Here is a 13115-nt window from a genome sequence, read left to right as displayed (position 1 = left end):
GAAATGCTGTTGTTTCCCTTTCGTCACTCTTTGCAAAACATGGGGACGAAGCGCCATGACCTTAATTCAAACTAAGTTTGGGAAATCACTTCCTATTAATCTCGTTTATTCAACATGACTCTGATAGAGTGCTTATTAATCAATAGCTTTGCTGTATAAAGCTTAAATAATAGGTTTATTAAATGCACATGCGCATTGCTCAGCTTTATATGCATGCAAACAAAACAGATGTTATATCTCACTGGACCACATTAACTATATGAAAATCCATAAAGGTGACATTGCAATGGATATGCTTGAAGATGCAATTGACCTATATAAAGCTAAGCGTTTTCATTCAAGCTTACACTTATCTGCCACAGCATCAGAATTACTGTCAGGATTATGTGAAATTAATAACCTTGAAAGTTCTCATGGAAATTTGAAGTTAATGCTTAAAGACTTCCATGATTCAAACCCTAAGTTTTTTTCTAAGCCTAAAGTCGCTTTAAAAAAATTTAATTATTCAAAGAATGCAATTAAACACATTGATGGTAATAATGACCAATTTGCTTATATTTCTGCTGAAATGCATTCTGAAATGTATATAAAGCAATGCCAAAAAATGTTGTGCAACTTTGGGCTGTGCTTAATAAAGCACATTTAACAATCACTTCTAATCAGAAAAATACTGTCGATAGTTTCTGTTAACGACAACTTATGTACCTAAAGGATTAGCATGCATAAAAATAATCTACTTATCATTGCAGGTTGCTTAAGTTTCTTAGCGGCTTTACTTCACATTAGCTGTATCTTTGGCGGGCCAGACTGGTATCGCTTTTTTGGTGCTGGTGAAAGAATGGCACAAATGGCAGCTGCAGGTGATTCATATCCAACGATAGTCACATTGGTTATCTCTGCCATTCTTTGTGTATGGGGGCTTTATGCATTCTCTGGTGCTGGCTTAATATGTAAACTGCCCTTATTAAAAACATGCTTAGTATTAATTACCTCGGTCTACTTAATTCGTGGGGTGGCTGGATTAATCGTCCCCTTCTTTACTTCTGATCCTGTTGTACATCAAAACTCCATCACTTTCTGGCTAGTTAGTTCCATAGTTTGCTGTTTCTATGGCACATACTATCTTTTGGGAACAAAGCGCTTGTGGCAGCAATGTTCACCAAAACCAAATCAAAGCGTTTGAAATGAATTTTTAAAAGCTTAGCTACATTTAGCTACCTACAGATTTCAGCAAGCAACAAATGGCTCCATAAGGGGCTGTATCATTCTAAAAGGAAATATAGATGAAACAACCAAAAAAAGGACTTGGAATTATTACTGTCTTATTCGGGCTACCTGCTTTATTGGCTATTGTAGCGATATTAAGCATACCTGATGTTCGAGAATCTACCACAGGCGTTTGGGGAGGACTTTCATTGAATTTAGTAACTATTAACATTCTGCTCACAGTGATAGTAAGAGGCATTGGCGGAATAATTGGTGGCATTATGCTTTATAAAGGAATGGAGAAAGGTTATTACATCTGTGGTGTCGTGTGGGGATACTTTTTACTAACTAGCTTAATCAGTTTAGTCGTAACTCTTTCAAGTGATGTGCTAGAAACATGGGGAATGTTTGCAAACATTGCAGTCGTTAAGTTGCTTGTGATGATCGTCTTTTCAACACTTATCCTTGTTTCACTTTATAAAAGCTTCAAAATTAATCCAGAAGATGACAACAAATCAAAGATCATTGAAAACATTGAAACAGCTGACGTCTAATTAAAGTCTTTTAAAAATGCCCCCTGCCGGCTCTTCCAAATCTAGCACTAATCAACCTACCAGTGTTCTCTGATAAAAACAGCTCACTGGTAGGAAATTGCGATGGTCGGTCAGCAGATTTTTAACTAAACAATGATTGTTAGTTAATCCAGCATTACGGCTTTAAAATGGATATTTACCGCGCATCAGTGGGTAATTTATACAATCCAAAGGTCAGAACAAGTCCATTCTGACTTTTGGCTATTTGAAAAAGCTTTGCAAGATAATCTAATAAAATTTTTAGTAAAATCTCTAGTAAAACCTTTAGACAAATCTCTGAAAAAGTCTAAAAAACTAATCTATCAAGTGATTAATTCAATCACTAAACGCTTCAATGTTGGCTTTACGTGTAACGGTTAAAATAAGCCACTTGCACAGGATTTTTAAGCGCTTTAGGGCGAATATTTTGCACTTCAGCAATCACCTTATCGGCTGGTATGCCATGTGCCAACATGATTAAACCGATCACTAAACCTGTACGCCCAGTGCCGCCTTTACAGTGAACGGCAATGGTGCCTTTTTGTGAGACTAGCTCAAGTATTTCATCTTTGTGCGTTTGCCACGCTGCTTCAAATACTTCATTAGGCGCTGCATCGTCAAGAATAGGTAATTGAATCCAGCGAATATCATTCTCAGCGCAGACATTCGGTAAAGACTCAGCATTATTAGCCACCATTTCTTTATCAAACATTAACGTCAGCAGCATATCAGTACCAGCTTGCTTTAAGGTAGCAACTGAATCAGTTAATGAGGCCTCTTTAGTACCAGGACAAGGGGTAAAAATCAGTTGTGCGCCATTGTCTAAGGTTAAGGCGTCAAATGGGTGTGAAGACATAAACATATTCCTAAATGATGAAGGGCAAACGTATGGGCCTATTATAATCCAAAGCTCGCATCAGTATTATGACAAAAGCCGATTTCATATTTTTACAAACACTGATACATGTTCAACCACTTATAATGCAGCAAATAAAAAAGCGAACCTTGAGGTTCGCTTTTATCGTTAATACATTGGCTGAATGTAGATTACTTAGCAGCCAACTTACGCGCTTGATGCAGCTTTTTATAGCTTTCAATCAGACGTAAATGCGGCTCAATCCCTTCAAGGTTCATGCTGGTTTTAGTTAAACCATAAAAACGCACGCTACCGTTTACACTGCCGACAACATTTTCCATCACTTCTTCCCCGAACATACGATTGAAGTTATGAAGGTAATGCTCAAGCTCAAGGTCTTCTTCTAGTTCAATTTCAAGTACGGCGTTTACCGCTTGATAGAACAAGCCACGTTCAACCGTGTTATCGTTAAACTGTAAGAAGTCACCGACCAATTCGCTGGCTTCTTCATGGGCACCCAATGCTAGGTAAATAAGGATTTTCAGCTCCATAATAGTCAGCTGTCCCCACACGGTATTTTCATCAAATACAATGCCAATCATGGTGCGAATGTCAGTGTAGTTATCTTGCTGACTTTCATCTAAACGATTCACTAAATCCACCAGCTCTTCATCCGATAATGAGTGCAGATTTAAAATATCTTCGCGGTAATCCAACGCTTTATTGGTGTTATCCCAGATTAAGTCTTCTACTGGGTACACTTCAGAAAAATCAGGTACCAACATACGACATGCTGACGCGCCTAATTGATCAAATTCAGCGGTATAAACTTCTTTGCCTAACGCTTCTAAAATGCCAAACAAGCCGTTAGCTTCTTCCTCTGAGGTGCCAGAGAAATCCCACTCGCAAAATTCGTAGTCGTGATTACTGCTAAAGAAACGCCATGAAATAACACCCGTTGAATCAATAAAGTGCTCAACAAAGTTTTCAGGCTCACTAACAGCCATGCTGTTAAACGTAGGCTTAGGGACATCGTTTAACCCTTCAAAACTGCGACCTTGTAGTAATTCAGTAAGGCTTCGTTCTAATGCGACTTCAAAGCTTGGATGCGCGCCGAATGAAGCAAATACACCGCCAGTTTTCGGGTTCATTAAGGTGACACACATGACTGGGAATTCACCACCCAGTGAGGCGTCTTTAACAACAACTGGGAAGCCTTGATCTTCTAAGCCTTTAATACCCGCAAGAATACTTGGGTATTTCTCAAGCACTGACATTGGCACATCTGGCAGGACTATTTCTTGCTCAATGATTTGACGCTTAACTGCGCGTTCAAAGATTTCTGATAAACACTGAACTTGGGCTTCTTGCAGGTTATTACCCGCGCTCATGCCGTTACTTAAGAATAAGTTTTCAATTAAGTTTGACGGGAAATACACCGTTTCGCCATCAGAATGACGAGTATAAGGGATCGTACAAATCCCACGCTCAATATTACCTGAGTTAGTATCAATCAAATGCGAGCCATGTAGCTCTTCATCTGGGTTGTAGATATCTAGCGTGTACTCATCCAAAATCCCCTTAGGCAGCGCATCATCTTCTTCAAGCTCAAACCACTTTTCATTTGGGTAATGTACGAATTCGCTATTAGCGATCTCATTGCCAAAGAACTGATCGTTATAGAAGAAGTTACAATTTAAGCGTTCAATAAATTCGCCTAACGCTGAACATAATGCACTTTCTTTGGTTGCGCCTTTACCATTGGTGAAACACATTGGCGATGCAGCATCACGGATATGTAATGACCACACGTTTGGCACTATGTTACGCCAAGATGAGATTTCAATTTTCATCCCAAGGTCGGCTAGCATGCCCGTCATGTTTTTAATGGTTTCTTCTAGGGGTAAATCTTTACCTAGAATGAAGGTGCTTTCGTCACCGTCAGGTTGACCCATTAGCATTGCATTGGCATCTGCATCGAGGTTTTCAACGGTTTCAACTTTAAATTCTGGACTGGTTTGTACAACTTTCTTCACTGTACAACGATCAATTGAGCGCAAGATCCCGGTGCGATCTTTTTCAGAAATATCATCAGGCAGTTCAACCTGAATTTGAAAGATCTGGTTATAACGATCTTCAGGGTCGACAATATTATTTTGCGACAAGCGAATATTGTCAGTAGAAATATCACGCGCCTTACAATACACCTTGATAAAGTACGCCGCACACAGCGCAGATGATGCAAGGAAATAATCAAACGGACTTGGCGCAGTGCCATCACCTTTATAGCGAATCGGCTGATCGGCCGTGACCGTAAAATCGTCAAACTTGGCTTCAAGCCTTAAGTTATCGAGAAAGTTAACTTTGATTTCCATTGAATACACCCACAACTGACTAGCAAAATATAGTTAAAACAGCGCTAACGATCGCGCTTATCTATCGAATTAGGGTGAATTATCGGTGTTTTTAGCGCATTAGTCTTGGGTTAATTAAAATAAAAATCCAACAAAGGAAAATATTAACCTTGTTAGACACTATTTAGCTTAGGGTCTGTTGATCTTTCAAGGTTGTTTTTGCAGCGAGTTGTTGGCTGTTTATACAAGGCAGAGACTTTGTAGTGTAGTTATTCTACATAATAAGTCGATAACGCAGTAAAAATGGCCAACAAACGCTGCCCAAAGGGTTCGACTAAAAGCGTTTTACTCTTTGTTGGATGAATTTTGCTTAGATGACTAGGCATCAACTCATCCGTCTCGATTAAAACGCTTTTATTTCGAACAAAACTTAACCAGCAAAGATCAACAGGCCCTATGAATTCGCTATTTTTGACAATATTTGATCTGCTTTGGCATAACTGAGGCGGGTTAATCTTTCAGTAACATGATAACTATCAAGCCCTGATATTGCAGTAGTATTAAGCGCTTCAATATCGATATAACCATCAGCTTTTACCGCTTTATCATCCACTAAAACCTGGGTCACTTCCCCGATAATTAATATCGTGTTGTTAATTTTTAGCGGCGTGATTTCTCTTACCGATAATGAAAATTTAAGCTGACTTTCTAACACAAAGGGAGCAGCGACACCGTCTAAGTAACTTTCTGTCAGACCAACAGCATCAAATTCTGAAACCTCAGTATCATATCGCGCTGAAGTTTGGTGCGCTTGTTGGTATATATCTACGCATACATGATTAAGAGTATAGACTCCTGTTTGCTCAATATTGGCTAAAGTATCCCTTGGAACAGATTGAGGGTGAGTTGCTGTTTGCGCCTGTTCTTTAACCTGAACAGCTGTGGGCCTGATGATCATGCCCAACAACGCGGGCGATGCACCAATATGAAACACTGAGCTCACTATCGACACATTGGTAACCCCTTTATTATCGATAGTGCCAACCAAATTTGCACTTTTAAACCCTGACAAACTATTAATAAAGCGCGCTCGCTGTCGTGACTCTAACTCGCCTATTGCCTTTGTGCTGAAATGTTTCATTGTCATCTGTTTAACTCACTATTTTTGATATAACTGGTTGGATTATTTTAATTTATGTGACTTATCGTCCCAATTAAAGCGCGTCTAGATTAGCTAATAACCCTTGAGCATGTTCTAGAATACGAGCCTTATCAGCCTGTGGCTTTTTAAGCCAGTTGGCATACACCATTCTTGTTCGCGGATTACCATTAAAACTGTGTTGATGTTTGTCCATAAAGTGCCAATATAAAGAATTTAGCGGGCATGCATCATCAGTATCGATTTTATTGACTTTGTAATGGCAACTTGAGCAATAGTCGCTCATTCTATTGATGTAGTTACCACTGGCAGCATAGGCTTTTGAGCCAACAATACCGCCATCAGCGAACTGGCTCATGCCTCTAGTATTAGGCATTTCAACCCATTCAATGGCATCGATATAAACACCTAAATACCAATCATCGACTTCATCAGGGTTAATGCCAGTAATTAGACAAAAATTACCCGTGACCATCAACCGCTGAATATGATGGGCATAAGCATAATCAAGGGATTGTTTGACCGCATGATGCTGGCAGTTCATTTTGGTATTAGCATCCCAAAACTATTGAGGTAAATTGCGTGTAGCATCCAAATGATTTAGTTGACCATATACAGGCATATTGGCCCAATAAATCCCCCGAACAAATTCACGCCATCCCAAAATTTGCCTAACAAAGCCTTCAATTTGCGCGAGAGAAATGGGGTTATCGCCATGCAGGCTTTGCTGATAAAAACCAATAGCGGTATCAATAACTCGCTGTGGACTGAGTATTTTGCTGTTCAACGCAAACGATAGCCTGCTGTGATATAAGCTCCATTGACGCTGTGCTAACAAGGTATCTGCTTTTGAGGTCATTGCATCTTGAAACGTTCCGAAACGAATTAAGCAATGACGGCAAAAATGCTCTAGTAATTGAATCGATTGCTGGCGTGTTACTGGCCAAAGTAAGCGAGATGACATCCGCCCTATTATTTTGATGTTATGCCGCGTTATCCTGTCGATAATCGCACTAACATCATTCTCGAAAATAAGCGGCTCAGGAATATCAGGCAAGTCATTTGATTTAAGTTTTTGGCGGTTATCCGCATCAAAATTCCATTTACCTCCCGCTGGCTCCTGCCCTTCCATTAATAAGTTAAACCGTTTCCTCATTTTGCGATAAAAGTGCTCCATCCTATGCTTTGTTGATGCTTTAAAATCATGACTTAATTCAGCATCAGACAGATAAAAATGTTCGCTTTCATAGGCCAAACTTTCAATTGCATGACTTGCACAAAAACAACGCAATTGCTCCCTTAAGCGATACTCATCTGGCAACTGATATTCAAATTGCTTGATACCATATTGAATAAATAACCTATTGAGTAACTCCACAAGATCTGAATACAAAGCATCTGAGTACAAAGCATCTGAGTACAAAGCGGTATCATCTAAGGTCAAGTGCAATACCTGATGCCCAGCTTGCCTAAGTGCTTGTGCAAATTGTTCCATGGCTGCAAAAAATGCGCAGATTTTTTGTCCGTGATGACGAGTATAGTTTGCCTCTTGCTTTAGCTCAGCGATGAGATAAACAGTGTCAGGATGTTTATCTGCAAACCAAGAATGTGAAGCATTAAGCTGATCGCCAAGAATAAGACGTAAACGTTTCGCTTTAATCATGCTTACTCCTGTTACGCTCACCAGCACATCGCTTAGAGCAATACTTCACATTAGCCCAGTCTTTGTGCCACTTTTTACGCCAGCTAAATGGTCGCAAACAGACAGGGCAAGTCTTATCAGCAAATGACGTTCTGCTCGCAGATTTTTCACGACAGGCCTTATTCATGGTGAAAGTCACGCTTATTTAACTTGCTCTTACTATGCGACTTTTTATCCACTAGAACATCTTCAATAGGCCTGTGTTTAATAAGCTTGGAATCAATAGGCTTGGAATCAATAGGCTCGCAATCAATAAGCTCGCAATCAATAGGCCAGTCATCAATATCTACTGAATCCAGATGTGTGATATCAAGGCTGCAATCATTGGGTGACGAACACCAACGAGCAATAAAGTCACCGTTTGGATCATATTGCTGAGTCTGTTTTTCGATATTGAAGTGCCGCCCTCCACGAGGATCGACGCCAACTCCTGCAATGTATTGCCAATTGCCCCAATTGGATGCCACATCATAATCAATCAGCTGTTGCTCAAAGTAGGCTGCGCCAAAACGCCAATCAACACCCAGTTCATTGACTAAACAACTGGCCACAATTTGCCTGCCTCGATTTGACATATACCCAGTGCTGTTCAGTTGCTTCATGCAGGCATTCACTAATGGATAAGGAGTGCTACCTAAACACCATTTGGTAAATCGCTCTGGAAGAAAGCTGGTTAATGGCGGCTTAGCCGCTTGGCCTTTAAAGCGATAAAGCTGAGTTCCGTGTTGCATTGCTAACCAATGAAAATACTCACGCCATAGCAATTCAAACCCTATCCAATAAGTGGAATCGTTAGCACCGTGAATTTGCTCATATTGTTTAAGCTGCGCCCATATTTGCCGTGCTGATATATTTCCCATAGCGAGGAAAGGGCTAAATTTAGTCGAGTTTTCAATGCCATCTAATTCATTACGAGTCTGTTTATATTCGCTGGGGTAAGATTTTGAAAAGTAGTGTGATACGTGCTGTTGAGCCGCTTGCTCACCACCAGAAAGCAACGCCGACTTCGTTGCTTGAAATTGGCTTAAATCGGTTAATGCTTCACTTATTAACGTTATAGACTGCGTACTAATACCATTAAATGTGTTGCAAGGCTGCTCGACTGATAGCCCTGTTTTTTCAACTTTTCGGCGAAATTGCGAGAAGCTCGTCATCGCATTTACATAAGGGGTAATTTGCTGTTGGTTGAATAATCTATTATTCCATTCTGATATTAACCGTAATTGAGGTTGTCGCTTAGCGACTTGTTGCCATATTTGCCTTTCATCCCAGCCCACTTGTTTACTGTACCCTAGGGTTTTGATGCTATTTTGCTGCACTAAATCGCTAATAACAGTAACAGGGTCGCCAATGCATAAATGCAGCGTGTGCCCTAATGATTCAAGTTGCTGCTGCAAGTCTGCTAACGATTGCAGCAAAAATGACAGCTTATGCTGTCCCATGGATTGTTGCTGGTATCGAATGGATTTGAACCAGCGTTCATCGAACACATAAGCAAACGCTACGGGTAATTCAGTTTTCCGCTGAGACTCTGATGTTAAGACATCGACAAATAACGCATTTAGCGCCAAATTATCCTGCAAGCGGAGATCTTGAGTAAATACAAATAAGGAGCGTTCTTCTGACAAAATATACCCAAAGATGATTCAAACATATCTTTGATACGAACCAGAAAGGGGAAAGGTTTACTTAGATGATTTAGGTTGGGCTTGAGACGTTTTATCTTGCTGTGAATTTGCAGATTCAAGTTCACGCTGATGATTTTCGTGATTAACCAGTAGCAAGGTTAAATACATTTTCGTCGGCAGTGATAACACCATACCAAAGGCAACACACATGGCGCTGAGGATAATGCCTTTAATGCCCATCAGCTCGACAGTATGATTAAAGTTATGCAGGTAAATACCGAGTAAGATAAGACTGATACCACAGCAAATACTGATCCTGAGCATTACAATCAGTGTTGATGCTTTTATCATCGCTGATTATTCCTCATTCTTATTCAGTATTGAACTTTGGTTATTATATTAGCTCAATTAATAATAAAACGATTAACTTTAATCAGCTGCTACTTAGCAGCTGATATGCAACGGTTGCTCTACTTACCCCAAGGGTTAGACGGGTCTTGTGATGGTGCTGGGCGATTGCCTTTAGGTTTGTTTTGCGCGTAACCGTCCTGTGCTCTTGGCTTATCTTTGCCGTACTGCTTAGGGCGATCATTATTATTACGCTTCATTTCTTCATAGTCAGCAGTGGCTTTTTCACGCATTTCTGCAATCAACTCAACGGTTAATTCTTGTGGTTTGCGAGGCACAATACCGTCAGCAAAACCACGTTCGCGAGGCTTTAATTCAAACTGAGCCGCACTACCTTTAGGCATACTTTTAAAACGATATAAATAAAAGCTTTCAACACGTTCCCTCGCCCATTCAGTTTTCTTTAAAAACTTAAGGCATGACTCCATGCTAGGATTATTGTTAAAACACTCTAAACGCAGCGCTGCGTACAAAATCTTCCAATCATAAAAGTCCACTAGCTCTGACACCATGGTTTCTGACTTTAAACCATGTAGTGGGTTATTTTGCTGTAATTCAATCATGAAAGATCCTATTAACTGCCAATTTGCTATCAATCGTTCGATTTAAATAATGCTAATAAGCATTGAGTAAGATAGCAATGATAGCAAGCAACTACCTAGCATAGCTATCATCAACCTATGTTTATCCTAAAAAGCCTCATCTCAATCAAAGTTAGCCTTTTAAGGCTATTCTACTGATTGAGCATTCCATCTACTCGCTATTTACGGTATAACGGCGCAATGAAAATCCCCAAACGAATCCAACCTCTGGTTGAAGAAGGCTTAGTCGACGACGTCCTGCGCCAATTAATGAGCGGCAAGGAAGCCAGTGTATATGTAGTGCGCTGCGGCGATGATATTCGCTGCGCAAAAGTCTACAAAGATGTTGATAAGCGCAGCTTTAAACAAGCTGTTCAATACCAAGAGGGAAGAAAGGTCCGCAATAGCCGCCGTGCCAGAGCCATGGAAAAAGGCTCTAAATTCGGCCGTGACCAGCAAGAAGAAGCTTGGCAAAATGCCGAAGTGGATGCCCTGTATAAGCTTGCCGCAGCAGGCGTTCGTGTACCTGAACCCTACGGCTGCTTTTCAGGCGTGTTGCTAATGGAGCTGGTGACCGACACTGACGGTTTTGTGGCTCCTAGATTAAACGATGTGGTGTTTTCTCATGAAGACGCTGTGCGCGATCATGCCAGTATGATCGAGTATGCCAAACTGATGCTGTGTGCGGGGTTGATCCACGGCGATCTGTCTGAATTTAATGTATTAGTTGATGACAAAGGCCCTGTGATTATCGACTTACCTCAGGCTGTCGATGCCGCTGCAAACAACAACGCTGTATGGATGTTCGCCCGAGATGTGAATAACATGACTCAGTATTACAGCCAGTTTGCACCTGAGCTTGCTAACACCCAATACGCAAAAGAGATGTGGGCACTTTTTGAAGCCGGTGAACTTACGCCAGAGTCGGTACTCACAGGCGAATTTACTGAAAGTGAACATATCGCTGATGTGGATTCAGTGCTTGAAGAAATCAATGCAGCTAAAGAGGAAGAGCAAGAAAGATTACAGCGCATTGTTGAGGCAAATGAAGAGTTTTAACTAGCTTTAGCTATTAATAATATAGCGAGGCCCTCTGATGCGTTAATAAGCAATGCCCTTATTAACGCATCCATTTAAGCTTGTTATTAAAGGTTATAAATAAACAGCTCTAAAAAGAATTCCTAACAGATAAAAATCAAAATACCAGACTGTTTCAATTGTTAATCCAAGGTTAGTGATATAGCTCAATTACTTTGCATACTTATTGGTTATTTTTTCGAGCTGATTCACATCCTTAATCAAACCAACGAACTAGCACCAGCGCTCTGCACTCTCATTAGTATTCACACTTTTTAGAAATCAGCATATGAGCACGATCGAATCAATCACCTTGGTATTGGCCTTGGTATACAGCATCAGTTTACTGTACTGGAGTAAACAAAAATGGGGCGCAGCTTTGTGTGGCGCACTGTTAATGGCAGCTCTAGTTATCAGCTTGCATTGGCCACTATTTGTCGGCCTAGGTTTATCTTTACTCTTACTACCATTATTCAATAAGTTTCAGCCAGCGCTTGCCCAAGGCGGTGTCGTTAACGGTCAACGCGTTAAAGGCAATAAAGCCAATCAATTAAAAGAAATGATCAGGCATGCCCTCGCCCTGTCGATGATGCTTGTTGGGATTCAATTTGCCATCAATGCCGCATTGTTAAAGGCTGAAATAACCCCTTGGTTAGTACGCCCTGATATTGGTGATGCCTTTTTGCCTATTGCTGGCGGTATTGAACTTAAAGCCATTTTAGGTCTAGGGCTGTGGGATCAAAATCATCCAGCAGCTGCAGTCATGCTAGTTGTGGTGTTACTGACAGGGTTATTATGCAAACGTGCATTTTGTGGCTGGGCCTGCCCGCTTGGGTTAGCGGGCGATTACTTATATAGCTTAAGAAAGCGTTTTATCAAACAGGAGCTTGCACCACCAGCCTGGTTAGACTGGATACTGCGCATGATAAAGTACTTGCTATTAGCAGCACTGGTTTTGTTAGTGTTCACTATGCCACTAGCCAGTATTCCACATTACTTAGATGGTTATTATCACAAGGTTGCCGACCTTAAGATGGCGCTGTTTTTCTTAAGTCCCACTGTAATAAGCTTAATGTGTTTTAGCCTAATTCTGGCAATAGCGGCTTGGAAGCGACAGGGCTTCTGTCGTTATATCTGTCCTTATGGCGCACTGCTTGGACTGGTTAGTTTTTTAAGCCCATTTAAAATTCGCCGCACAACTGAGCAATGCCTTATTGAAGGTAAAGGCATGAAATGTGACAAGTGCACCCGCGCATGTCCCGCTAATATTATCGTGCATACCCAAACCACCATTCGCAATGATGAGTGCCAAGCCTGCATGAACTGTATCTCAGCTTGTCCTAAAAAAGAGGCGCTACATTTTAGTACTCGATGGGGAATGGTAATGTCATATAGAGGCTTAGCAGTCCTAGTCTTAATGCTGTTATTTATGATCCCACTTTGGGCGTATGTCGGCGGATTTTGGCATAGTGAAACTCCAACAGAGATCCGAATGATGTTAATCCAACACCTCAATAGTATTGGCCACTGATTATCAAAATTAAATTGTCTAGAACAAGCTGACATAAAAAA

12 protein-coding genes and 2 pseudogenes are annotated in these 13115 nt (G+C 40.7%); 5 read left to right on the top strand and 9 right to left on the bottom strand.

The genetic code is table 11. From position 1 onward, the window contains the following. Window positions 1–259 precede the first annotated feature (259 nt). The 3 genes from AB4153_RS09175 (at window position 260) to AB4153_RS09165 (ending at window position 1760) form a co-directional block, all read left to right on the top strand. Window positions 260–646: a hypothetical protein gene (locus AB4153_RS09175; RefSeq protein WP_303515054.1), complete on the top strand. Its 387-nt coding sequence runs from the start codon at window positions 260–262 to the stop codon at window positions 644–646. Window positions 647–718: 72 nt separating this feature from the next. Further along, window positions 719–1183: a hypothetical protein gene (locus AB4153_RS09170; RefSeq protein ID WP_371997138.1), complete on the top strand. Its 465-nt coding sequence runs from the start codon at window positions 719–721 to the stop codon at window positions 1181–1183. Window positions 1184–1283: 100 nt separating this feature from the next. After that, on the top strand, window positions 1284–1760 hold the full coding sequence (locus tag AB4153_RS09165) for a hypothetical protein (RefSeq protein WP_371997136.1): 477 nt from the start codon (window positions 1284–1286) through the stop codon (window positions 1758–1760). Between the two features lie 382 nt (window positions 1761–2142). On the opposite strand, the gene AB4153_RS09160 is transcribed toward AB4153_RS09165, so the two are convergent. From AB4153_RS09160 to AB4153_RS09120, 9 genes and pseudogenes are all read right to left on the bottom strand, one after another. Beyond that, window positions 2143–2634, bottom strand: a complete 492-nt coding sequence (locus AB4153_RS09160) for a tyrosine-protein phosphatase (RefSeq protein ID WP_371997135.1) — start codon at window positions 2632–2634, stop codon at window positions 2143–2145. A gap of 191 nt (window positions 2635–2825) precedes the next feature. Then, entirely contained in the window at window positions 2826–5009 is a 2184-nt protein-coding gene (locus tag AB4153_RS09155; RefSeq protein ID WP_371997134.1) for an OsmC domain/YcaO domain-containing protein, read from the bottom strand. Window positions 5010–5161: 152 nt separating this feature from the next. Beyond that, a pseudogene (locus AB4153_RS09150) lies at window positions 5162–5374 on the bottom strand (hypothetical protein). Window positions 5375–5442: 68 nt separating this feature from the next. Next, on the bottom strand, window positions 5443–6129 hold the full coding sequence (locus AB4153_RS09145) for a flavin reductase family protein (RefSeq protein ID WP_371997181.1): 687 nt from the start codon (window positions 6127–6129) through the stop codon (window positions 5443–5445). 73 nt (window positions 6130–6202) lie between these two features. Further along, window positions 6203–7810 (bottom strand): annotated as a pseudogene (locus AB4153_RS09140) (cryptochrome/photolyase family protein). Beyond that, the gene (locus AB4153_RS09135; RefSeq protein WP_371997133.1) at window positions 7803–7976 is read right to left on the bottom strand and encodes a DUF2256 domain-containing protein; all 174 of its coding nucleotides are present in this window, start codon (window positions 7974–7976) and stop codon (window positions 7803–7805) included. The pseudogene AB4153_RS09140 and the gene AB4153_RS09135 overlap by 8 nt, the downstream one beginning before the upstream one ends. Beyond that, window positions 7969–9477, bottom strand: coding sequence for a DASH family cryptochrome (locus tag AB4153_RS09130; RefSeq protein WP_371997132.1), 1509 nt, complete (start codon window positions 9475–9477; stop codon window positions 7969–7971). Before AB4153_RS09130 ends, AB4153_RS09135 begins: the two co-directional genes overlap by 8 nt. A gap of 57 nt (window positions 9478–9534) precedes the next feature. Then, the gene (locus AB4153_RS09125) at window positions 9535–9828 is read right to left on the bottom strand and encodes a hypothetical protein (protein WP_371997131.1); all 294 of its coding nucleotides are present in this window, start codon (window positions 9826–9828) and stop codon (window positions 9535–9537) included. A 119-nt stretch (window positions 9829–9947) separates the two neighbouring features. After that, window positions 9948–10448 carry a VF530 family DNA-binding protein gene (locus tag AB4153_RS09120; protein WP_229369114.1) on the bottom strand — a complete coding sequence of 167 codons (501 nt, stop codon included), beginning with the start codon at window positions 10446–10448 and terminating at the stop codon, window positions 9948–9950. 219 nt (window positions 10449–10667) lie between these two features. Between AB4153_RS09120 and AB4153_RS09115 the strand changes: the two genes are divergently transcribed. Then, a complete protein-coding gene (locus AB4153_RS09115) occupies window positions 10668–11525 on the top strand; it encodes a PA4780 family RIO1-like protein kinase (protein WP_371997180.1) in 858 nt (285 codons plus the stop codon). Window positions 11526–11832: 307 nt separating this feature from the next. Continuing rightward, window positions 11833–13074, top strand: a complete 1242-nt coding sequence (locus tag AB4153_RS09110; RefSeq protein ID WP_371997129.1) for a 4Fe-4S binding protein — start codon at window positions 11833–11835, stop codon at window positions 13072–13074. Window positions 13075–13115: the final 41 nt, after the last annotated feature.

The sequence above is a fragment of the Shewanella sp. 10N.286.52.E4 genome, from assembly GCF_041468785.1.
Taxonomy (GTDB): domain Bacteria; phylum Pseudomonadota; class Gammaproteobacteria; order Enterobacterales; family Shewanellaceae; genus Shewanella; species Shewanella electrodiphila.
This window is presented reverse-complemented; position numbering and strand designations above follow the sequence as displayed.

Coding starts and splice junctions, on each gene's coding strand:
- AB4153_RS09175 (WP_303515054.1), top strand. CDS start 260: ATGAAAATCCATAAAGGTGACATTGCAATGGATATGCTTGAAGATGCA.
- AB4153_RS09170 (WP_371997138.1), top strand. CDS start 719: ATGCATAAAAATAATCTACTTATCATTGCAGGTTGCTTAAGTTTCTTA.
- AB4153_RS09165 (WP_371997136.1), top strand. CDS start 1,284: ATGAAACAACCAAAAAAAGGACTTGGAATTATTACTGTCTTATTCGGG.
- AB4153_RS09160 (WP_371997135.1), bottom strand. CDS start 2,634: ATGTCTTCACACCCATTTGACGCCTTAACCTTAGACAATGGCGCACAA.
- AB4153_RS09155 (WP_371997134.1), bottom strand. CDS start 5,009: ATGGAAATCAAAGTTAACTTTCTCGATAACTTAAGGCTTGAAGCCAAG.
- AB4153_RS09145 (WP_371997181.1), bottom strand. CDS start 6,129: ATGAAACATTTCAGCACAAAGGCAATAGGCGAGTTAGAGTCACGACAG.
- AB4153_RS09135 (WP_371997133.1), bottom strand. CDS start 7,976: ATGAATAAGGCCTGTCGTGAAAAATCTGCGAGCAGAACGTCATTTGCT.
- AB4153_RS09125 (WP_371997131.1), bottom strand. CDS start 9,828: ATGATAAAAGCATCAACACTGATTGTAATGCTCAGGATCAGTATTTGC.
- AB4153_RS09120 (WP_229369114.1), bottom strand. CDS start 10,448: ATGATTGAATTACAGCAAAATAACCCACTACATGGTTTAAAGTCAGAA.
- AB4153_RS09115 (WP_371997180.1), top strand. CDS start 10,668: ATGAAAATCCCCAAACGAATCCAACCTCTGGTTGAAGAAGGCTTAGTC.
- AB4153_RS09110 (WP_371997129.1), top strand. CDS start 11,833: ATGAGCACGATCGAATCAATCACCTTGGTATTGGCCTTGGTATACAGC.